Below are 20,791 nucleotides of genomic sequence, written 5' to 3' on the forward strand. Positions count from 1 at the left end.
CCATAACTGCGGCACACCGACGCAGGTCAATGCGGCTATTGCCACCCTCGGCGTATAATCGCCGAGCCCTTTCAGCCGCGCCTGCGCCGGAGATGCCCGATGGATCCTGCAGTATTCGAAGAGTGGATGATGACTGGCCTGGTCAGCATCCTGATCATTTTCATGGGTTTCATCGTCTGGGATCTGGCGAAGAAGTCCAAGGCCGGGCGTTTCGGCTCGTTCATTCTGTTCTTCGTACTGGGCCTGGGCGTGGCCGCGTTCATCATCAAGAGCGTGGTGATCGGCCTGATCGAATCCGGCGCGCTATAGACGCGCCGGCACTTCTTTCCATTGGCCCTGATCGAGCCCTTCGATTGTCCAGTCGCCAATCCTGACCCGCACCAGCCGCAACGTCGGCAGCCCGACCGCTGCGGTCATCCGCCGAACCTGACGGTTACGCCCTTCGCGAATCACCAGCTCCAGCCAGGTTGTCGGAATCGTCGCGCGAAAGCGTACCGGCGGATTACGCGGCCACAGCTCGGGCTCATCCAGTTGCCGCGCTTCGGCGGGCAAGGTCATGCCGTCATTCAGTTCGACACCGTCACGCAGACGCTGCAACTGCTCAGCCGTCGGCACGCCTTCGACCTGCACCCAATAGGTTTTCGCCAGCTTGTGCTTCGGATCGGCAATCCGCGCCTGCAACTGGCCGTCATTGGTCAGCAGCAGCAAACCTTCGCTGTCGCGGTCCAGCCGTCCGGCCGGGTAGATGCCCGGAACGTCGATGTAATCCTTGAGCGTCGCTCGCCCTTCGCCATCGCTGAATTGCGTCAGCACATCGAACGGTTTGTTGAACAGGATCAGCTTCGGCTCGGCCGGCGGCGCCTTGGCGACACGACGCGGGGCTGAAGGGGACGGCTTCGCGCCGGGGCGGCGGGAAGGTGGACGTTGGGGACGGGACATGGCGAAAAGAACATCTAACGGTCGGGGCTGACAATGCTAGTGCCCCGACCGCCAAATGACCACGACTAACCGTTAACGGAACGGCGGCTCGTCGAAGCTGCGCAGTTTGCGCGAGTGCAGCGAGTTGAGTTCGGTGCGCAGCAGATCCACCGCTTCAATGCCGATCTTCAAGTGCTGGCTGACCGCACGTTCGTAGAACGCGTTGGCCGAGCCCGGCAGCTTGATCTCACTGTGCAGCGGTTTGTCCGAGACACACAGCAACGTGCCGTATGGCACTCGCAGGCGATAACCCTGGGCGGCGATGGTGCCGCTTTCCATGTCAACGGCCACGGCGCGAGACAGGTTGATCAGCGGACGCTCCTGGGCCCAGCGCAGCTCCCAGTTGCGATCGTCGTAGGTCAGCACGGTGCCGGTGCGCAGGCGTTTCTTCAGCTCTTCACCTTTTTCGCCGGTGATGTTGGCCGCAGCTTGTTGCAGCGCCAGCTGCACTTCGGCCAGTGCCGGAATCGGAATGTTCGGCGGCACAACGCGGTCGAGGATCCCGTCACGACGCATGTAGGCGTGAGCCAGTACATAGTCGCCGATGGTCTGCGACTGACGCAGGCCGCCGCAGTGGCCGATCATCAACCAGCAATGCGGACGCAGCACCGCCAGGTGGTCAGTGATGTTCTTGGCGTTGGACGGGCCGACGCCGATGTTGACCAGGGTCACGCCATGGCCATCGCTGGCGATCAGGTGATAGGCCGGCATCTGGTAGCGGTGCCAGACCACGCCGGCGGCAATCGCCGAGGCTTCGCCGTGATCCATGCCCTTCTCGATGATCACGTTGCCCGGCAGGACCATGCGCACGAAACGCGGGTCTTTGCGCAGTTGTTCCAGGCCATGGACGATGAACTGGTCGACGTAGCGGTGGTAGTTGGTCAACAGGATCCACGGCTGCACATGGCGCCAGTCGCTGCCGGTGTAGTGCACCAGGCGGCGCAGGGAAAAATCGACCCGCGCGGCGTCGAACAGCGCCAGCGGCAGCGGATCGGTGTTTTCCCAGTCGTAGAGGCCGTCAGCGATGCCATCGGTGGCAGCAGACAGGTCGGTACTCGGAAACACCCGCGCCAGCACGGCAGCGGTGACGCCGGAGCCGGCCAGCTCATCGCCCTGCTCGACCACATACGGGTACGGAATGTTCTGCTGGCTGACGCCGACTTCCACGGTCACGGTGAAGTCGTGCATCAACGGCACCAGTTGTTCCAGCAGGTATTTGCGGAACGCCTTGGGGTGGGTGACGGTGACGCTGTAGGTGCCCGGCAGTTGCACCTTGGCGTAGGCGCGGGTGGTCTGCGGGACTTCGCCCTGGCACAGGTAGGTCAGACGCAGTTCGGGATAACGAAACAGAGCGCGCTGCGCAGCGTCAGGCTCGACGCGATCCTTGAGGTAACGCTTGAGCGCCGAGTTCAGCGCAGTGGTGGCCCGCTCGTGCAGCTCGGCCAGACGGTCCACGGCTTGTTCGGCGGTTTGAACGACAATAAACGCTTCGGTCACGATCAGCTTCCTGTGTTCTGACTTGCAGAGCTTCATCTTGCCTGCATCGCGGTCTCACGGGAACAGTGGCGTTGTGGCTGTACCTTAATCTTCAGAATAAAGAAGATCCCTGTGGGAGCGAGCCTGCTCGCGAAAGCGTAGTGTCAGCCACCAACCATTTGACTGATACACCGCTTGCGCGAGCAAGCCCGCTCCCACAAGGGGATTTGTGGCGGGTCAGAAACCTTGCGGCGTCGAGCGCGCGACAATGGCTTCGACATCCAGCCCCCGCGGCAATGCGCCATAGACCCGGCCGCCGCCGCTCAGGCGACTGGCAATAAATGCATCACTGACCGCCGAATTCCCCGCCTCCAGCAGCAGTTTGGCCTGCAGCCCCAACGCAATATCCTCGGTCAACTGCCGCGCGCGGTACTGAATATCGCTGGTGTCCTTGAACTGCGCCTGCAACTGCTGGATATGCGCGGCCAGACGCTTGTCGCCATGACCGTCACCCAATTCGCTGAACAACACATCGAGTACACCCGGCTCCTTCGAGAGTGCGCGCAACACGTCCAGGCACTGCACGTTGCCCGAGCCTTCCCATGTCGAATTGACCGGCGCCTCGCGATACAGGCGCGGCAGGATGCTCTCCTCGACATACCCGGCACCGCCCATGCATTCGGCAGCCTCGTTGATCATTGCCGGCGCACGCTTGCAGATCCAGTACTTGCCCACCGCCGTCACCAGTCGGGCGAATTGCGCTTCGTGACGATCATCCAGATGATCCAGCGCCTGGCCCATGCGCAGGCTCAGGGCCAGCGCGGCTTCGCTTTCCAGCGCCAGATCGGCCAGCACGTTCTGCATCAACGGTTGCTCGCTGAGCAGTTTGCCACCGACCTTGCGGTGCGCGCAGTGGTGGCTGGCCTGGGTCAGCGCCTGACGCATCAGCGAGCTGGAGCCGACCATGCAATCGAAACGGGTCATCGCCACCATCTCGATGATCGTCGGCACGCCACGCCCCTCTTCACCGATCATCCACGCCAGGGCGCCACGGAACTCCACTTCGCTGGAGGCGTTGGACTGGTTGCCGAGCTTGTTTTTCAGACGCTGGATGTAGAACTGATTGCGTGTGTCGTCCGGACGATGACGTGGCAGCAGGAAGCAGGTCAGGCCCTTGTCGGTCTGCGCCAGTGTCAGGAACGCATCGCACATCGGCGCCGAGCAGAACCACTTGTGCCCGACCAGTTCATAGGCCTGGCCCGGCCCACTGGCGCCGACCGGATAAGCCCTGGTGGTGTTGGCCCGCACATCGGTGCCGCCCTGCTTCTCGGTCATCGCCATGCCGATGGTCACGCCGGCCTTGTGCGCCATGGCGACGTTGCGCGGGTCATATTCGGTGGCGAGGATTTTCGGCAGCCACTGTTCGGCCAGATCCGGCTGCAAGCGCATCGCCGGGACACTGGCAAAGGTCATGGTCAACGGGCAACCGCTGCCGGCTTCGGCCTGGCTGTGCAGATAGCTCATGGAGGCGCGGGCAACATGCGCGCCGTCCTGCGGCCGGGTCCATGGCGATGAGGTCAGGCCATGTTCGATCGCTGTGCGCATCAGCTCGTGATAGGCCGGATGAAATTCCACCAGATCAATGCGATGACCATAGCGATCATGGCTGACGAACACTGGTTTGTTCTGATTGGCGAGGAACCCGGCTTCCATCAGTGGCCCGCCGGCCAGCGCACCGTAGGCATCGATCCGCGACTCGGCCCAACCGGCGCCGAAACGCCGCGACCACTCCTGCAGCGGCAGGTCGATGCGGTACAGGTTGGCACCGTCCAGCGACGGTGGCTGGTTGGTGACTTCGTGGGTTTCGGCGAACTGATGCAGGTTCATGACGGGGCTCCTTTGGTCAGCCAAGGAATCCAGTTAAGCACCGCCCCGTGGCTGATCAAAGTGTCATATGCGCCGAACTGTCGGCGCTTTCACCCTATCAGGCGCTGAGCACTCGACGCTCCAGTGCGGTCTGCAGGTCTTCGAATTTCACCGGTTTGTTCAGGTAATCGATGCGCGTACCGGGCGCGCATTGCTCGCGATCCGTGCCCAGCGCCAGCATGAACACCGGCAGATTGGCGCAGCCGGGCAACGCATGAATCTGGCAGCACAACGACGCCCCTTCATGGCTGGGCAGCTGGCAATCGATCAGCACCGCGTCGAAGGTTTCCCGTTGCAGGCAATCGACTGCCGCCGCGCCATTGTCGGCCGTGCGCACGCGGAAACCGAGCTTGAGCAGCATGCCGCGCATCACCAGTTGATTGACGCTGTTGTCATCCACCAGCAACACCGTGCAGTCCTGCGGCGCACGAATGCGGTCATGCAGCGGGCTCGGCGCCGCCTCGACCATCGGCAGTTCGAATTCGACATCCAGCTGAAAGCGGCTGCCGCGCCCGGGCTCGGAGCGATGGGTGAGCTTGCCGCCGAGCAGCTCGACCAGTTGCCGACAGATCGCCAGCCCCACGCCCAGGCCACCGTATTCGCGAGTCATCGAGCCGTCGAGCTGGAAGAAACGCTGATACATCGTCGCCTCGCCCAGATCGGTGAAACCGATGCCGGTGTCGATCACCGCAAATGACAGCGCCAAGCGGTTGTCCGCCCCCGGTTTGCCGGTCACCCGCAGGGCCAGGCCGCCAACCCGGGTGAACTTGATCGCATTGTCCAACAGGCACTCCAGGCACTGCGCCAGCTTGGCACTGTCGCCATGCAGGCGATCGGGCAAGGTCGGCAGCACCTCGACCTTGAAATCCAGCGACTTGCTCGCGGCGTTGCCGTCGAACTGCACGCGCAAGGCCTCGACCACCGCACGCAGGCTGAAGCTGCCCGGTGTCGCCTTAAGCTTGCCGGCCTGCAGTTCGGTGAGGGTCAGGATGCCGTTGACCATGCGCATCATGTCCCGGGCGGAACCGGCGGCGGTTTGCTGATATTGCTCCAGCTCAGGTTCCAGCTCGACGGTCTGCATCAACTCCAGCGAACCGATCACGCCGTTCATCGGCGTGCGCAATTCGTGCGTCAGGGTCGCGAGGAATTCGTCCTTGAGCTTGTTGCTGTGGGCCAGTTGCTGGTTGAGCACTTCGAGTTTCTGCCCGGCGTCGAACAGCGTTTGTGCCTGCTGCTCGCGCATCGCGTTGATGCGATCGGCCAGCGCCAGCGACAGCAATGCCACTTCAATCGCCGAGCCGATCTGGCTGGCGTACATGGTCAGGAACACGTTCGGCAGCAAGCCCAGCACCATCAGCGTGTTGACGATGCCGCCGAGCAAAAACGCCGACCAGGCAATGATGAAATAACGCGCCACGCGCAGGCCACGCCACCAGGCGAGGATCCCGGCGGCGAAGATCACCACGGTGAAGGTCAGCGCCAGTATTGTCGCCAGACGCAGCGACAACGCGTAGCTGGTCATCAGCGACAGACCAACCACCAGCGCGCCGAACGCAATCAGCGCAATCAGCAAGCGGTCGAGCCAACGGCTGTGGGTTTTGGTCTGCAGGAAACTGCGGGCGAACTGGCTGCCGAACAGGCCGGCACAACCGATGAAAAACGGTGTGGCGGCGTTGGCCCACCACGGATTGTCCGGCCAGAAATACTCGACCGCCGCGCCGTTCACCGACAGTTGATAGAGGCCGAACGAGGCGATGTAGAAAATGTAATAGAGGTAGCTGGTATCGCGCACGCTCAGGTAGATGAACAGGTTGTAGACCAGCATCCCCAGCAGCACGCCATAAATGATCCCCAGCACATACAGGCGCACCGGCTGGTCTTCGAGGTACGCGGTGCTCGACCACAACGTCACCGGCGCCTGAATCGAGCCTTCGCTGGCCAGCCGCAGGTACAGGGTCTGTTGCTGATCGGGGGTGAAGCTGAGGTCGAACAGGTAGTTGTTCTGACGGATCTCGCGACTGGCGAACGGCAAGGCGTCGCCGGTCTGCCGGATCAGGCGATAGTCACCGTTGGCGTCGGCCCTGTACAAATCAAGATGATCGAGCGGCGGGTACGCCAGCTCCAGCAGCCAGGTGCGCTGTGCGGCCGGGTTGTTCGGACGGTAATGCAGGTCGATCTTCAGCCAGAACGCCGAACGTGAGTAACCGGCATTGAGCGTGGCTTTATCGTGGGGTTTGAAATTGCCCGCCGCCGCTTGGGCGCGGACGTCGGCGATGCTCGCCTGACCGCTCGGGTCTTCGAACACCTGCAAGGAGCGCCCCAGGGGAAGGCTCTGGGTATTTTCGTCGAACTCGACGGCGCTTGCGAAGAGGGGCAAGCAGAACAGCAACATCAGCAAATAGCGCATTGAAGCCCCAGCGTGGCTCGTCCGGTTGTGTCAGGAAGCCCCCCATTCCCTTTGAGTAGACGTAAAACCGGTATTACCTGTTATTGGTTTGGATCCAGACTAGCATAGCCGTTGATGGCCATTGAGCACCATTAAAATATTTACGACAAAGGCTCTAGAACGGGCGTTTCAGAGCAAAGCAGCGGGCTAGAGCTGTTGAGTCGGTCAGCTCACGACAACATCCGATATGTGAATACCTTTTGTGGCGACGAGCCTGATCGGGACTGAACCCCAAAATCAGGTTTGGTGGTAAGCTCGCGCACCATGAATATCTACAGTTCCCGCCCCGTTGTCCTCTGTCTCTCCGGCCACGACCCCAGTGGTGGCGCCGGCTTGCAGGCAGATATCGAAGCCCTGCTCGCGCAGGGTTGCCATGCGGCTCCGGCCGTCACCGCCCTGACCGTGCAAGACACCGTCAACGTCACTGACTTCCGCGTCCTCGACCGTGAGTGGGTACTGGCCCAGGCCAATGCCGTGCTCAACGACTCCGAAGTCGCTGCGGTCAAACTGGGCATGCTCGGTTCGCTGGAAATGGTCGACACCGTTGTCGAACTGCTTTCGGCGCACCCGCACCTGCCAGTGGTCTGCGACCCGGTGCTGCGTGCCGGCGGCGGCGGACGCCTGGGCAAGGACGAAGTCGGTTATGCAATGCGCGAGCGCCTGCTGCCGCTGTCGATCATTGCCACCCCTAACCTCCCTGAAGCGCGGATCCTCGCCGAACTGCCCGAAGGCACGGCGGACGAGTGCGCTGAAAAACTCCTGCCGTTCGTCAAAAACCTGCTGATCACTGGCGGTCATGGCGACGAAACTGAAATCCACAATCGCCTGTACAGCCGTGATGGCCTGCGTGAAACCTTCTATTGCCAGCGTTTGCCAGGCAGTTATCACGGTTCCGGTTGCACTCTGGCCAGCGCCCTCGCCGGTCGTCTGGCCCAAGGTGAAAACCTCGCCAGCGCCGTACGCACCGCGCTGGATTACACCTGGCGCACCCTGCGCGATGCCGAACAACTGGGCAAAGGCCAGTTCGTGCCGCGTCGCCTGCCGCTGGATTTTTGCTCGTAACGTCGTGAGGTTTGCCTGATGAAACTACGTGGCCTGTATGCCATCACCGACAGCACACTGCTGGCGGGCAAGTTTCTGTCGTACGTGGAGGCAGCGCTGGAAGGCGGTGTCACCCTGCTGCAATACCGCGACAAAAGCAGCGACGAGGCCCGCCGTCTGCGCGAGGCCGAAGCGCTGCGCGACCTGTGCGAGCGCTACAAGACGCAGTTGATCATCAACGATGACGCCGAACTGGCCGCGCGCCTGAACGTCGGCGTGCACCTGGGCCAGACCGACGGCCCGCTGTCACCGACCCGCGCCCTGCTCGGCTCCAAAGCCATCATCGGTTCGACCTGCCACGCGCAACTCGAACTGGCCGAGCAAGCCGCCAAGGAAGGCGCGAGCTATGTCGCCTTCGGCCGCTTCTTCAACTCCAGCACCAAGCCCGGCGCGCCAAGTTGCGGCCTCGATCTGCTCGACGAAGCCAAACGCACACTGCATCTGCCGATCTGCGCGATTGGCGGCATCACCCTCGACAACGCCGCACCGCTGGTGGCCCACGGGGTCGACCTGCTCGCCGTGGTGCATGGCCTGTTCGGTGCCGACAGCACCGCCGAAGTGACCCGCCGCGCTCGCGCGTTCAACCAACTGCTTTCTATTTAAGTCGCTTAGAAATCTGATTTGAGAGCCCGATCATGTCTCGTTCCGAAACCCTGTTTGCCAATGCCCAGAAACACATTCCCGGTGGCGTGAATTCGCCGGTTCGCGCGTTCAAGAGCGTGGGCGGCACGCCGCTGTTCTTCAAGCACGCCGAAGGCGCCTACGTCACTGACGAAGATGACAAGCGCTATGTGGACTACGTAGGTTCGTGGGGTCCGATGATCCTCGGCCACAGCCATCCGGACGTGCTCGACGCGGTACGCAATCAATTGCAACACGGCTTGTCGTACGGCGCGCCGACCGCGATGGAAACCGAGATGGCCGATCTGGTCTGCTCGCTGGTGCCATCGATGGACATGGTGCGCATGGTCAGCTCCGGTACCGAAGCGACCATGAGCGCGATCCGTCTGGCCCGTGGTTACACCGGTCGTGACAGCATCATCAAGTTCGAAGGCTGCTACCACGGTCACTCCGACAGCCTGCTGGTCAAGGCCGGCTCCGGCGCACTGACTCAGGGCGTGCCAAGCTCCGCCGGTGTGCCGGCTGCATTCGCCAAACACACCCTGACTCTGCCGTTCAATGACATCGACGCGGTTGAAAAGATGCTCGCTGAAGTCGGCCAGGACGTGGCGTGCATCATCGTCGAGCCAGTAGCAGGCAACATGAACTGCGTACCGCCGGCACCGGGCTTCCTCGAAGGCCTGCGCGCGCTGTGCGACAAGCATGGCGTGGTGCTGATTTTCGACGAAGTGATGACCGGTTTCCGCGTCGCCCTCGGCGGTGCCCAGGCCTACTACGGCGTCAACCCTGACCTGACCACTTTCGGCAAGATCATCGGCGGCGGCATGCCGGTCGGCTGCTTCGGCGGCAAGCGTGAAATCATGGAGCGCATCGCGCCGCTGGGTCCGGTGTATCAGGCCGGCACCTTGTCGGGTAACCCGCTGGCGATGGCCGCCGGTTTGACCACGTTGCGTTTGATCAGTCGTCCAGGCTTCCACGCCGAGCTGACCGACTACACCACGCGCCTGCTCGACGGCCTGCAACAGCGCGCCGATGCCGCGGGCATCCCGTTCGTGACCACGCAGGCTGGTGGCATGTTCGGCCTGTACTTCAGCGGCGCCGACGATATCGTCACCTTTGAAGACGTGATGGCCAGCGACGCAGCACTGTTCGGTCGCTTCTTCCACCTGATGCTGGAAGGCGGGGTGTACCTGGCACCAAGCGCATTCGAAGCTGGTTTCACTTCGATCGCCCACGGCGAAGCCGAGCTGAAAATCACTCTGGACGCTGCCGAACGCGCCTTCGCTGCACTGAAGTAATCGCCGCACCGCTGACGTTGGCCATTGCCAGCGTCAGCTTTCACCTACACCTGCGCCGTTTTTCCCACGCCTCTGCTAAAAATCCGCCAGAAAGTGGCCGATATATTCCCCGCGCAGCAGAAAAACGAGTAAAGACTTTGTAAGGTTGGCCCTGCTTATTTCATAATGCGCGCTTATTGGATCCCTCGATGGGTCCGCGTGCCCTTCAGAGGTAAGTCGATTCCCATGAACCGCACCGGCCGCACCCTTGCCTTGGGCTGCCTGTTGCTCCTTCAGCCCCTGCTCGCGCATGCACAAGCAGGCGGCAACTCGTTGTTGATCCCGGCGCTGGGTCGTTGCACCCTCAACACTCAGCCGCAAGACGTCACGCAGGCACTGGCCGCCTGCCAGAAAGCGGCGGACGAAGGGGATGCGCAAGCGCAATACGAGTTGGGTGAGTTCTACTACGACGGAAAGAATGCGCCGCGTGACCTCAATCAAGCCCTGAGCTACTTCGAAAAAGCCTCGTTGCAAGGCCACGCTCAGGCGCAGTTCAAACTCGGCACCATGTTCTTCCACGGTGAAGGCGTGCAGGCCAACAACATTCAGGCTTACATCGTGCTGAAGATGGCCGCGGTCAACGGCGCTGAAGATGCACTGGACACCGCCGACGAAGTCTCCGAAAAAATGTCCCGCGAAGACCTCGAAACCGCGACTCAGGTGCTCGGGCAAATTTTCCGTAAATACCTGATGGAACTGCAGAGCGCCGATGGGCGTACGCCGTTTTCGCCACTGCCTTAATTTCTGCGCCGACCTTTCTGGCCCCTCGCAAGCAGGGGATCTCCTGCACACTGAAGATCACCTGCAGGAGTGAGCCTGCTCGCGATGGCAGCGACCCGGGTTGGCGACTTACTTCTCAGGCATCGGCATCGGAAACGGCATCACATTGCCGACTGCGCCACGGGCTTCGCTGATTTTCGGGGTGCCCAGACGCTCCACCTCGTCGATGCGCACAATCGAATGCATCGGCACAAAGCTGCGCACCACGCCTTCAAACTGCGCCTTGAGCTTCTCTTCGCTCGGATCGACCACCACTTGCGTGCGCTCGCCAAAGACGAACTCTTCCACTTCCAGGAAACCCCACAGATCACTTTGATAGATCTGCTTGGCGTACATTTCGAACACCTGGCCCTGATTGAGGAAAATCACCTTATAGATTGGAGCTTCGCGTTTGGTCATGGCGGGGGGATAACATCGGGGATAAAAATGAGGGCGCAAACTATAGCATAGCCACTGGACGCACAGCGGTAGGAACCTGAGGGCTTGTTCCCTATAATGCGCGGTTCTTTGAATCACGTGACGACCCTACTCCATGGCCAAGAAGCTTTACATCGAAACCCACGGTTGCCAGATGAACGAGTACGACAGCTCGCGCATGGTCGATCTGCTGGGCGAACATCAGGCCCTGGAAGTCACCGCCCGCGCCGAAGACGCCGACGTGATTCTGCTCAACACCTGTTCGATCCGCGAACGCGCCCAGGATCGGGTGTACTCGCAGCTCGGCCGCTGGCGCGAACTGAAACTGGCCAACCCGGACATGGTGATCGCCGTCGGCGGTTGCGTGGCCAGCCAGGAAGGCGCGGCGATCCGTGATCGCGCACCGTACGTCGACGTGGTCTTCGGCCCGCAGACCCTGCACCGCCTGCCGGAAATGATCGACGCCGCGCGCAGCAGCAAGCTGCCGCAAGTCGACGTCTCGTTCCCGGAAATCGAAAAATTCGACCACCTGCCCGAGCCGCGCATCGATGGCCCGAGCGCGTACGTGTCGGTGATGGAAGGCTGCAGCAAGTACTGCACGTTCTGCGTGGTGCCCTACACCCGAGGCGAAGAAGTCAGCCGGCCGTTCGACGACGTGATCGCCGAAATCATCCACCTCGCCGAAAACGGCGTGCGTGAAGTGACTTTGCTGGGGCAGAATGTCAACGGTTATCGCGGCACCACCCATGACGGTCGCCTGGCCGATCTGGCGGAGTTGATCCGCGTAGTGGCCGCCGTTGATGGCATCGACCGCATCCGCTACACCACCTCGCACCCGCTGGAGTTCTCCGACAGCCTGATTCAGGCCCATGCCGACGTGCCGGAGCTGGTGAAACACCTGCACTTGCCGGTGCAGTCGGGTTCAGACCGGATTCTGGCGGCAATGAAGCGCAACCACACGGCGCTGGAATACAAGTCCAAGCTGCGCAAACTGCGCGCCGCCGTGCCGGGCATCTGCATCAGCTCGGACTTCATCGTCGGCTTCCCCGGCGAAACCGAGAAAGACTTCGAACAGACGATGAAGCTGATTGCCGACGTCGGCTTCGACTTCTCCTACTCGTTCGTCTATAGCCAGCGCCCGGGCACCCCGGCGGCCGATCTGGCCGATGACACCCCGGAAGAACTTAAGAAGGAACGCCTGAACGCCTTGCAGCACCGCCTGAACCAGCAAGGGTTCGAGATCAGCCGACAAATGGTCGGTTCGATCCAGCGCATTCTGGTCACCGACTACTCGAAAAAAGACCCGGGCGAGCTGCAAGGGCGTACCGAGAATAATCGTATCGTCAACTTCCGCTGCGATAATCCGACCCTGATCGGCCAGTTCGCCGACGTGCACATCGACGCGGCACAACCGCACTCGTTGCGCGGCTCGCTGGTCCAGTAACACTAATGTTCAACTGTGGGAGCGAGCCTGCTCGCGATGAACGATGACGTGGTTTGTCAGATGAACCGCATCACGCCCATCGCGAGCAGGCTCGCTCCCATAGGAACTGCATTTATTTAAGAGCTTTCGCACCCACGCCACTGGCGTTATCCTTGATTTCATCTTAATTGCCCCAGGGCGGCTAAATACGACCTTGAACGCACCCATAGAACCACATCGTTTTATCCTCGAGCCTTTTGAAGCTCGCCGCTTCGCCAATCTGTGCGGGCAATTCGACGAGCACCTGCGCTTGATCGAACAACGCCTGGCCATCGAGATCCGCAACCGCGGAAACCAGTTCGAACTGATCGGCGAACCCAAGCACACCACGTCTGCGGAAAACCTGCTGCGCCGCCTGTACCGGGAAACCAAGGGTACCGAGCTGTCGCCGGACCTGGTGCACCTGTTCCTCCAGGAATCGGCCGTCGTCGAGCTGGACAATCACGCCCCCGCCGAAGCGTCCGTCGCCCTGCGCACCAAGAAAGGCATGATTCGCCCACGCGGCTTGAATCAACTGCGCTACGTGAAGGAAATCCTCGGCAACGACATCAACTTCGGCATCGGTCCAGCCGGTACCGGCAAGACTTATCTGGCCGTAGCGTGTGCCGTCGATGCACTGGAGCGCGAGCAGATCCGCCGTATCCTGCTGGTGCGCCCAGCGGTCGAAGCCGGGGAGAAACTCGGCTTCCTGCCCGGTGACCTGAGCCAGAAAATCGACCCGTACCTGCGCCCGCTCTACGACGCACTCTACGAGATGCTCGGCTTCGAATACGTGGCCAAGCTGATCGAGCGTCAAGTGATCGAAGTCGCGCCGCTGGCCTACATGCGTGGTCGGACGCTGAACAACAGCTTCATCATTCTCGACGAAAGCCAGAACACCACCGTCGAGCAAATGAAGATGTTCCTGACCCGGATCGGCTTCGGCTCCACCGCGGTCATCACCGGCGACATCACCCAGGTCGACCTGCCGCGCGGCACCAAGTCCGGCCTGCATCATGTGATCGAAGTGCTCAAGGACGTTCCGGGCATCAGCTTCACGCACTTCCAGCCCAAAGACGTCGTGCGCCACCCATTGGTGCAGCGGATCGTCGAAGCCTACGAGCGCTTCGAAAGCCGCGCCGATGCCCCCAAGGACACCTCGCGCGATGCTTGAGCTGGACCTGCAAATCGCAACCGAAGCGAACGCCCCGAGCGAAGCCGAGTTCCGCCAATGGTGCGAACTGGCCCTGCGCCAGCGCACCGCCGACTCGGAAATGACCATTCGCCTGGTTGACGAGGAAGAAGGTCGTGAGCTCAATCACACCTGGCGCCACAAGGATTACGCGACCAACGTCCTGTCGTTTCCTGCCGAAGTACCCGACGAGTTTCTCGACATCCCGCTGCTAGGCGATCTGGTGATCTGCGTGGCCGTGGTCGAGCGTGAAGCCGCCGAACAGGGCAAGGAACTTAAAGCGCACTGGGCACATCTGGTCATTCACGGCTGCTTGCATCTGCTCGGTTACGACCATATAGATGACGACGAAGCCGAAGAAATGGAAGCACTGGAACGCGAGTTGCTTGCCGAATTGGGTTATCCCGATCCGTACGCGGACGACGAAACCGAAACATCCCCTATCGTTACAACAAAGGATTCAGAGTAATCGCTATGAGCGAAGATCGATCGAGCAACGGGCAGAAGTCATGGCTGGGTAAACTGACCCAGGCTTTTGCCCACGAGCCGAAGAACCGTCAGGAGCTGCTTGAGCTGCTGCGTGATGCACATCAGAACAAACTGCTGGACAGCGAAGCGCTGGCCATCGTCGAAGGCGCCATCCAGGTGGCTGACCTGCAAGTGCGTGACATCATGGTCCCGCGCTCGCAGATGATCAGCATCAAGGCGACCCAGACCCCTCGTGAATTCCTGCCCGCCGTGCTCGACTCGGCCCACTCGCGCTACCCGGTCATTGGTGAAAGCCACGACGACGTGATGGGCGTGCTGCTGGCCAAGGATCTGCTGCCGCTGATCCTCAAGGAGAACGGTGACACCTTCAACATCAAGGACCTGCTGCGCCCGGCCACGTTTGTACCGGAGTCCAAGCGTCTGAACGTGTTGCTGCGTGAGTTTCGCGCCAACCACAACCACATGGCCATCGTCATCGACGAGTACGGCGGCGTGGCCGGCCTGGTGACGATCGAAGACGTGCTGGAACAGATCGTCGGCGACATCGAAGACGAGCACGACGTCGAAGAAGACAGCTACATCAAACCGCTGCCCAGCGGTGACTTCCTGATCAAGGCGCTGACGCCGATCGAGAACTTCAACGAGTTCTTCGACAGCGAATTCTCCGACGACGAATTCGACACCGTCGGTGGCTTGGTGATGAGCGCGTTCGGGCACTTGCCAAAACGCAACGAAATCACTGAAATCGGCGCCTATCGTTTCCGCATCCTGAACGCCGACAGCCGTCGGATTCATTTGCTGCGACTGACGCCAATCGCTCGGTAATCATTAAGGATAGAAATGCGCTGGACAACCCGCCCCGGCTGGCCCGGTAACCTGCTGGCCGTGGCGGCCGGTGCAATCACCACCTTCGCGCTGGCTCCGTTCAACATCTGGCCGCTGGCCCTGCTGGCGGTCGGCCTGTTCTACGCCGGCCTGCGCGAGCTGAAACCGCGCCAGGCGCTGGGCCGTGGCTGGTGCTTCGGTTTCGGCCTGTTCGGCGCCGGGACCAGCTGGATCTACTATAGCATCCACCACTTCGGCGGCGCATCCGTGCTGCTGGCCGGGTTCCTGATGCTGCTGTTCACCGCAGCGATCGCGTTGTTCTTCGCCCTGCCCGCGTGGGTCTGGGCGCGCTGGTTGCGCCGCAACGAAGCACCGCTGGCCGACGCGCTGGCGTTTGCTGCGCTGTGGGTCGGCCAGGAAGCCTTTCGCGGCTGGTTCCTCACTGGCTTCCCGTGGCTCTATTCCGGCTACAGCCAGCTCGACGGCCCGCTGTCCGGGCTCGCCCCGGTCGGCGGCATGTGGCTGGTTTCGTTCGTGCTGGCGCTGACCGCAGCGCTGATCTACAACGCACCACGTCTGTTGAGCGGCGGACGCAAAGGCTTTATCGCCGCCGGTCTGCTGTTGCTGGTCGGGCCGTGGGTCGCTGGCATTGCCCTCAAGGGCCATGCCTGGACCAGCCCGTCCGGCGCGCCGCTGACGGTTGCCGCGATTCAGGGCAACGTCGCGCAGAGCATGAAATGGGACCCGGCCGAGCTCAACGCACAACTGGCGCTGTACCGCGACCTGAGTTTTCGCTCGAAGCGTGTGGACCTGCTGATCTGGCCGGAAACCGCTGTGCCGGTACTCAAAGAGTCCGCCGAAGGCTACCTGAGCATGATGGGCACCTTCGCCGCCGAGCGTAAATCGGCGCTGATCACCGGCGTGCCGATCCGCGAGATGGTCCGTCACGAAAAACGCTTCTTCAATGGCATCACCGTGGTCGGCGAAGGCGACGGCACCTACCTCAAGCAGAAACTGGTGCCTTTCGGTGAATACGTGCCGTTGCAGGAACTGTTGCGCGGCTTGATCGCGTTCTTTGACTTGCCGATGTCCGACTTCGCTCGCGGCCCGGCGGACCAGCCGTTGCTGCAAGCCAAGGGTTATCAGATTGCGCCGTTCATCTGCTACGAAGTGGTGTACCCGGAATTCGCCGCAGGCCTGTCGGCACGCAGTGATCTGCTGCTGACGATCAGCAACGACACCTGGTTCGGCACCTCGATCGGCCCGCTGCAACACCTGCAGATGGCGCAAATGCGTGCACTTGAAGCGGGCCGCTGGATGATCCGCGCCACCAACAACGGCGTAACCGGGCTGATCAACCCTTTCGGGCAGATCACCGAGCAGATTCCGCAGTTCGAGCAGGGCATCCTGTACGGCGAAGTGGTGCCGATGCACAACCTGACGCCGTACCTGCAATGGCGTTCGTGGCCACTGATCATCGTGTGTGTGCTGCTGTTTGGCTGGGCGCTGATGGCGAGCCGGATGTCAAAAACCCTTTAAAAACTTCGCGAGCAAGCCCTGCAGATCTACTGTTGGAGCGGGCTTGCTCGCGAAGGGGGCATGAGCAGCAGCCAATCAATCAGGGATCGCATCACCTCGGTAAAACAGCGAATACCCCACCTGCCCCACCGCCTCATTCAGCAATTGCCCGCTCTGCCAGATCGACTTGAACTCCGGCAGCCAGCCACCAAATGGCCGGGCGTTATCGGTGCCTAGAAAGCCGACAGGCGCTGGTACCACTTCAAATCCAGCCTGCTCGAAACACCAGACTGCGCGCAGCATGTGCCAGGCCTGCGTTACCACGACGACGCGTCTGATGCCTTGGGGCAGCAGGATATCGGCGCTGAGTCTGGCGTTCTCCCAGGTGGTGCGGCTTTCACCTTCCTGCCAGCGTGTTGTCACGCCGAAATCGTCGAGCAGCGAATCAGCCATCAGCTTGGCTTCGGTCGGCGGCGTGCCGTAATGCAAGCCGCCGCTGGTCAGGATCGGCAAACCGGACGCCTTGGCCAGCCGCGCGGCGTAGCGCTGACGCTCCAGCCCCACTCCGGTCGGCTGATCCTCGCCCCAGGCCAGGTCCCCGCGCTCACGCCCTGAACCCAGCACCACGATGGCATCAGCCCGTTGCGCCAGCGCCGTCCATGCGTCACGGGGCAGCGGCGGTTCACGCTCAAGTGCTTTGGCGCCCCACTGCACGACCACCGGCAGGCTCATCAGCCAGAAACCGCCCAGGCCAATGGCAAAACACACACCGGCCAGTCGCGGTCGGGAGCGGCGCAGCCACCAGGCAACCAGCAACAGCAGTAAAAGAATGCCGGGCGGCAATAGAAGTTGTTTGATGAAATAACGAAATGGCATCGGGGCATCTCCAGAGATGCCCGAAGCCTAAGAGTGTTAATAAAGCGTTACAACCGATAGGGTGGGATCCCGTTGAAAAAGATCCGTTTTTTGCCGTCTTGCGCTTACTTGGCCTGCAAAGAGCGAACCTTGACGGTGTCTTTGCCGGGCGCCTTGTCCTTGAGCCAGATGACCTTGGCCGAATGTGCTGCATCGAGCTGCTTCACTGCCTGCGACAGGTATCCATGCGTTTCACGTTCACTGCGATCCAGATAGGCCTTGACCAATTTGAACTCGGCGGGGCTCAAGCCACGCAATTCCAGTTCCAGGGGGCGCTCATCGCGCAGCCGGCCAGCGGTTTTTGCCGCGTCGAGCGCCATGCCCAGACGATCCATCAACCGCTCGTACAACTCGGGTTTCGTCACGTTTTTTTGCCGTTGCTCCACCATCCCTCACCTCATTGAAGATAAGACTCACTCCCCAATTAGAGCTTAGCTTCGCTGCACAAACCGGCTGCACGCCGCGACCAACGGCCCTGGCCAGGTTTTTTGCCGGCCAAACAGCTGTAATCAGGGTTTCCCTAGGCCAAGCGCGGTCATGTATGCTACGGCGCTTCCTGTAATTCCACTTCCAGCTCATCCGGACCATCTCCGGATCGCTCGTTGAAGAGGATTAGGCCACCCCTATCCAGTACAAAAGTAGCCATGCACGAACAATATCAGCCCCGTGAAATCGAAGCCGCCGCCCAATCGTTCTGGGACGAGCAAAAGTCCTTTGAAGTCAGTGAACAGCCAGGCAAGGAGACCTACTACTGCCTGTCGATGTTCCCTTACCCCAGCGGCAAGCTACACATGGGGCACGTGCGCAACTACACCATCGGCGACGTGATCTCCCGCTACCAGCGCATGCAAGGCAAGAACGTCCTGCAACCCATGGGTTGGGACGCTTTCGGCATGCCGGCGGAAAACGCCGCGATGAAGAACAACGTGGCGCCTGCCAAGTGGACCTACGAAAACATCGCCTACATGAAGTCCCAGCTGCGCAGCCTGGGTCTGGCGGTGGACTGGTCCCGTGAAGTGACCACCTGCAAGCCCGATTACTATCGCTGGGAACAATGGCTGTTCACTCGCCTGTTCGAAAAAGGCGTGATCTACCGTAAAAACGGCACCGTGAACTGGGACCCCATCGACCAGACTGTTCTGGCCAACGAACAGGTGATCGACGGTCGCGGCTGGCGTTCCGGCGCGCTGATCGAAAAGCGCGAAATCCCGATGTACTACTTCAAGATCACCGCTTACGCGGATGAGCTGCTCGAGAGCCTCGACGAACTCACTGGCTGGCCTGAACAGGTCAAGACCATGCAGCGCAACTGGATCGGCAAATCCCGCGGCATGGAAGTGCAGTTCCCGTACAACGTCGAATCGATCGGCGAAGAAGGCACACTCAAAGTCTTCACCACCCGTCCGGACACCCTGATGGGCGCGACCTACGTCGCCGTGGCCGCCGAGCACCACCTGGCTGCTCTGGCCGCAAAGAACAACCCAGAGCTGCAAGCGTTCATCGCTGAATGCAAGGGCGGCAGCGTTGCCGAAGCCGACGTCGCCACGCAAGAGAAGAAAGGCCTGCCGACCGGCCTGTTCGTCGAGCACCCGCTGACCGGTGAGAAACTGCCGGTGTGGGTCGCCAACTACGTGCTGATGCATTACGGCGACGGCGCCGTGATGGCAGTTCCGGCGCACGATGAGCGCGATTTCGAATTCGCCCACAAGTACAACCTGCTGGTCAAATCAGTGGTGCGTACCAGCTCCGGTGACAGCAACCCGGCCCCGTGGCAAGACGCCTACGGCGAGCACGGCACGCTGATCAACTCCGGCGAGTTCGACGGCCTGGACTTCACCGGTGCGTTCGACGCCATGGAAGTCGCCCTGATCAAGAAAAACCTCGGAGCCTCGCGCACCCAGTTCCGCCTGCGCGACTGGGGCATCAGCCGTCAGCGCTACTGGGGCTGCCCGATCCCGATCATCCACTGCAACACTTGCGGTGACGTGCCGGTGCCGGAAGACCAGTTGCCGGTGGTGCTGCCGGAAGACGTGGTGCCGGACGGCGCCGGTTCGCCGCTGGCGCGCATGCCGGAATTCTACGAGTGCAGCTGCCCGAAATGCGGTCAGCCTGCCAAGCGTGAAACCGACACCATGGACACCTTCGTCGAGTCCTCGTGGTACTACGCCCGTTACGCCTCGCCGCACTTCGAAGGTGGCCTGGTGGAAAAATCCGCGGCTGACCACTGGCTGCCGGTGGATCAGTACATCGGTGGTATCGAACACGCCATTCTCCACCTGCTGTACGCGCGCTTCTTCCACAAGCTGATGCGCGACGAAGGCCTGGTGAGCTCCAACGAGCCGTTCAAGAACCTGCTGACCCAGGGCATGGTGATCGCCGAGACCTACTATCGTCGCGAGGCCAATGGTGCCTACACCTGGTTCAACCCGGCGGACGTGGAACTTGAGCGTGACAGCAAAGCCAAGGTCATCAGCGCCAAACTGAAATCCGACGGTTTGCCGGTGGAAATCGGTGGCACCGAGAAAATGGCCAAGTCGAAGAACAACGGCGTCGACCCACAGTCGATGATCGATCAGTTCGGCGCCGACACCTGCCGCCTGTTCATGATGTTCGCTTCGCCGCCTGACATGAGCGCCGAATGGTCTGACTCCGGCGTCGAAGGCTCGCACCGCTTCCTCAAGCGCGTCTGGCGTCTGGCTCAGGCCCACGTCACCCAGGGCCTGCCGGGCAAACTGGACATCGCCAGCCTCAACGACGAGCAGAAAGCCGTTCGCCGCGCGATCCACCTGGCCATCAAGCAGGCCAGCCACGACGTCGGCCAGAACCACAAATTCAATACCGCCATCGCTCAAGTGATGACGCTGATGAACGTGCTGGAGAAAGCCGCACAAGGCACCGAACAGGATCGTGCCCTGATTCACGAAGGCCTCGAAGCCGTGACCTTGCTACTGGCGCCAATCACGCCGCACATCAGCCACGAGCTGTGGAACCAGTTGGGCCACGCTGACGCGGTCATCGACGCCGGCTGGCCGGCAGTCGACGAAAGTGCCTTGGTGCAGGACAGCCTGACACTGGTTATCCAGGTCAACGGCAAGCTGCGTGGCCAGATCGAAATGCCGGCCAGCGCGACCCGCGAAGAAGTCGAAGCGGCGGCCCGCATCAACGAAAACGTGCTGCGTTTCGTCGACGGTCTGACCATTCGCAAAGTGATCGTCGTGCCGGGCAAACTGGTCAATATCGTCGCCAGCTAAATTGGATTGGGTGCCGGGTCTGCCCGGCGCTCTGTAAAACCTTTCGGGCCGCAGGGT

General features: G+C 61.4%; 18 protein-coding genes. 11 read left to right on the forward strand and 7 right to left on the reverse strand.

The window, feature by feature from the left end; all coding sequences use genetic code 11:
• Nucleotides 1-99: 99 nt before the first annotated feature.
• Nucleotides 100-309, forward strand: a complete 210-nt coding sequence (locus tag AC1UK9_RS24585; RefSeq protein WP_003228500.1) for a DUF2788 domain-containing protein — start codon at nucleotides 100-102, stop codon at nucleotides 307-309.
• Here the strand turns inward: AC1UK9_RS24585 and AC1UK9_RS24590 are convergent.
• The 4 genes from AC1UK9_RS24590 to AC1UK9_RS24605 form a co-directional block, all read right to left on the reverse strand.
• A complete protein-coding gene (locus tag AC1UK9_RS24590) occupies nucleotides 304-939 on the reverse strand; it encodes a pseudouridine synthase (protein WP_025108716.1) in 636 nt (211 codons plus the stop codon). The genes AC1UK9_RS24585 and AC1UK9_RS24590 overlap by 6 nt on opposite strands.
• Before the next feature lie 72 nt (nucleotides 940-1,011).
• Nucleotides 1,012-2,511: an AMP nucleosidase gene (gene amn, locus AC1UK9_RS24595; protein WP_177327301.1), complete on the reverse strand. Its 1,500-nt coding sequence runs from the start codon at nucleotides 2,509-2,511 to the stop codon at nucleotides 1,012-1,014.
• 180 nt (nucleotides 2,512-2,691) lie between these two features.
• The gene (locus tag AC1UK9_RS24600; RefSeq protein ID WP_482578667.1) at nucleotides 2,692-4,341 is read right to left on the reverse strand and encodes an acyl-CoA dehydrogenase family protein; all 1,650 of its coding nucleotides are present in this window, start codon (nucleotides 4,339-4,341) and stop codon (nucleotides 2,692-2,694) included.
• Between the two features lie 97 nt (nucleotides 4,342-4,438).
• On the reverse strand, nucleotides 4,439-6,787 hold the full coding sequence (locus AC1UK9_RS24605) for a 7TM diverse intracellular signaling domain-containing protein (RefSeq protein ID WP_482578668.1): 2,349 nt from the start codon (nucleotides 6,785-6,787) through the stop codon (nucleotides 4,439-4,441).
• Between the two features lie 303 nt (nucleotides 6,788-7,090).
• Between AC1UK9_RS24605 and AC1UK9_RS24610 the strand changes: the two genes are divergently transcribed.
• From AC1UK9_RS24610 to AC1UK9_RS24625, 4 genes are all read left to right on the forward strand, one after another.
• Entirely contained in the window at nucleotides 7,091-7,888 is a 798-nt protein-coding gene (locus tag AC1UK9_RS24610; protein WP_007960553.1) for a hydroxymethylpyrimidine/phosphomethylpyrimidine kinase, read from the forward strand.
• 18 nt (nucleotides 7,889-7,906) lie between these two features.
• Nucleotides 7,907-8,530, forward strand: a complete 624-nt coding sequence (gene thiE / locus AC1UK9_RS24615; protein ID WP_025108711.1) for a thiamine phosphate synthase — start codon at nucleotides 7,907-7,909, stop codon at nucleotides 8,528-8,530.
• A 32-nt stretch (nucleotides 8,531-8,562) separates the two neighbouring features.
• Entirely contained in the window at nucleotides 8,563-9,846 is a 1,284-nt protein-coding gene (gene hemL, locus AC1UK9_RS24620; protein WP_473013670.1) for a glutamate-1-semialdehyde 2,1-aminomutase, read from the forward strand.
• 225 nt (nucleotides 9,847-10,071) lie between these two features.
• Complete coding sequence (locus tag AC1UK9_RS24625; RefSeq protein ID WP_482578669.1) at nucleotides 10,072-10,626, forward strand: tetratricopeptide repeat protein; 555 nt, start codon at nucleotides 10,072-10,074, stop codon at nucleotides 10,624-10,626.
• Between the two features lie 108 nt (nucleotides 10,627-10,734).
• On the opposite strand, the gene AC1UK9_RS24630 is transcribed toward AC1UK9_RS24625, so the two are convergent.
• Nucleotides 10,735-11,064, reverse strand: a complete 330-nt coding sequence (locus AC1UK9_RS24630; RefSeq protein WP_003185742.1) for a DUF1820 family protein — start codon at nucleotides 11,062-11,064, stop codon at nucleotides 10,735-10,737.
• 133 nt (nucleotides 11,065-11,197) lie between these two features.
• Between AC1UK9_RS24630 and miaB the strand changes: the two genes are divergently transcribed.
• From miaB to lnt, 5 genes are all read left to right on the forward strand, one after another.
• Nucleotides 11,198-12,526 carry a tRNA (N6-isopentenyl adenosine(37)-C2)-methylthiotransferase MiaB gene (gene miaB / locus AC1UK9_RS24635; RefSeq protein WP_482578670.1) on the forward strand — a complete coding sequence of 443 codons (1,329 nt, stop codon included), beginning with the start codon at nucleotides 11,198-11,200 and terminating at the stop codon, nucleotides 12,524-12,526.
• 193 nt (nucleotides 12,527-12,719) lie between these two features.
• Nucleotides 12,720-13,718 (forward strand): PhoH family protein, encoded by a 999-nt coding sequence (locus AC1UK9_RS24640; protein WP_482578671.1) that lies wholly within the window; start codon nucleotides 12,720-12,722, stop codon nucleotides 13,716-13,718.
• Nucleotides 13,711-14,205 carry an rRNA maturation RNase YbeY gene (gene ybeY / locus AC1UK9_RS24645; RefSeq protein WP_215502209.1) on the forward strand — a complete coding sequence of 165 codons (495 nt, stop codon included), beginning with the start codon at nucleotides 13,711-13,713 and terminating at the stop codon, nucleotides 14,203-14,205. Before AC1UK9_RS24640 ends, ybeY begins: the two co-directional genes overlap by 8 nt.
• Before the next feature lie 5 nt (nucleotides 14,206-14,210).
• The gene (locus tag AC1UK9_RS24650; protein ID WP_025108706.1) at nucleotides 14,211-15,050 is read left to right on the forward strand and encodes an HlyC/CorC family transporter; all 840 of its coding nucleotides are present in this window, start codon (nucleotides 14,211-14,213) and stop codon (nucleotides 15,048-15,050) included.
• 15 nt (nucleotides 15,051-15,065) lie between these two features.
• Complete coding sequence (gene lnt, locus AC1UK9_RS24655; RefSeq protein WP_482578672.1) at nucleotides 15,066-16,589, forward strand: apolipoprotein N-acyltransferase; 1,524 nt, start codon at nucleotides 15,066-15,068, stop codon at nucleotides 16,587-16,589.
• Nucleotides 16,590-16,664: 75 nt separating this feature from the next.
• Here lnt and AC1UK9_RS24660 read toward each other — a convergent pair whose 3' ends face one another.
• Nucleotides 16,665-17,444: a YdcF family protein gene (locus AC1UK9_RS24660; RefSeq protein ID WP_482578673.1), complete on the reverse strand. Its 780-nt coding sequence runs from the start codon at nucleotides 17,442-17,444 to the stop codon at nucleotides 16,665-16,667.
• 104 nt (nucleotides 17,445-17,548) lie between these two features.
• Nucleotides 17,549-17,872, reverse strand: a complete 324-nt coding sequence (locus tag AC1UK9_RS24665) for a hypothetical protein (RefSeq protein WP_025108703.1) — start codon at nucleotides 17,870-17,872, stop codon at nucleotides 17,549-17,551.
• 255 nt (nucleotides 17,873-18,127) lie between these two features.
• Here AC1UK9_RS24665 and leuS point away from each other — a divergent pair, with 255 nt between their 5' ends.
• A complete protein-coding gene (leuS, locus tag AC1UK9_RS24670; protein ID WP_482578674.1) occupies nucleotides 18,128-20,734 on the forward strand; it encodes a leucine--tRNA ligase in 2,607 nt (868 codons plus the stop codon).
• Nucleotides 20,735-20,791: the final 57 nt, after the last annotated feature.

It is taken from the genome of Pseudomonas sp. AK-TSAG1-1 (assembly GCF_056821665.1).

Bases quoted from the DNA above. Each gene is read 5' to 3' on its own strand.
- AC1UK9_RS24585 (WP_003228500.1), top strand. From the start codon at position 100: ATGGATCCTGCAGTATTCGAAGAGTGGATGATGACTGGCCTGGTCAGC.
- AC1UK9_RS24590 (WP_025108716.1), bottom strand. From the start codon at position 939: ATGTCCCGTCCCCAACGTCCACCTTCCCGCCGCCCCGGCGCGAAGCCG.
- amn (WP_177327301.1), bottom strand. From the start codon at position 2,511: ATGAAGCTCTGCAAGTCAGAACACAGGAAGCTGATCGTGACCGAAGCG.
- AC1UK9_RS24600 (WP_482578667.1), bottom strand. From the start codon at position 4,341: ATGAACCTGCATCAGTTCGCCGAAACCCACGAAGTCACCAACCAGCCA.
- AC1UK9_RS24605 (WP_482578668.1), bottom strand. From the start codon at position 6,787: ATGCGCTATTTGCTGATGTTGCTGTTCTGCTTGCCCCTCTTCGCAAGC.
- AC1UK9_RS24610 (WP_007960553.1), top strand. From the start codon at position 7,091: ATGAATATCTACAGTTCCCGCCCCGTTGTCCTCTGTCTCTCCGGCCAC.
- thiE (WP_025108711.1), top strand. From the start codon at position 7,907: ATGAAACTACGTGGCCTGTATGCCATCACCGACAGCACACTGCTGGCG.
- hemL (WP_473013670.1), top strand. From the start codon at position 8,563: ATGTCTCGTTCCGAAACCCTGTTTGCCAATGCCCAGAAACACATTCCC.
- AC1UK9_RS24625 (WP_482578669.1), top strand. From the start codon at position 10,072: ATGAACCGCACCGGCCGCACCCTTGCCTTGGGCTGCCTGTTGCTCCTT.
- AC1UK9_RS24630 (WP_003185742.1), bottom strand. From the start codon at position 11,064: ATGACCAAACGCGAAGCTCCAATCTATAAGGTGATTTTCCTCAATCAG.
- miaB (WP_482578670.1), top strand. From the start codon at position 11,198: ATGGCCAAGAAGCTTTACATCGAAACCCACGGTTGCCAGATGAACGAG.
- ybeY (WP_215502209.1), top strand. From the start codon at position 13,711: ATGCTTGAGCTGGACCTGCAAATCGCAACCGAAGCGAACGCCCCGAGC.
- AC1UK9_RS24650 (WP_025108706.1), top strand. From the start codon at position 14,211: ATGAGCGAAGATCGATCGAGCAACGGGCAGAAGTCATGGCTGGGTAAA.
- lnt (WP_482578672.1), top strand. From the start codon at position 15,066: ATGCGCTGGACAACCCGCCCCGGCTGGCCCGGTAACCTGCTGGCCGTG.
- AC1UK9_RS24660 (WP_482578673.1), bottom strand. From the start codon at position 17,444: ATGCCATTTCGTTATTTCATCAAACAACTTCTATTGCCGCCCGGCATT.
- AC1UK9_RS24665 (WP_025108703.1), bottom strand. From the start codon at position 17,872: ATGGTGGAGCAACGGCAAAAAAACGTGACGAAACCCGAGTTGTACGAG.
- leuS (WP_482578674.1), top strand. From the start codon at position 18,128: ATGCACGAACAATATCAGCCCCGTGAAATCGAAGCCGCCGCCCAATCG.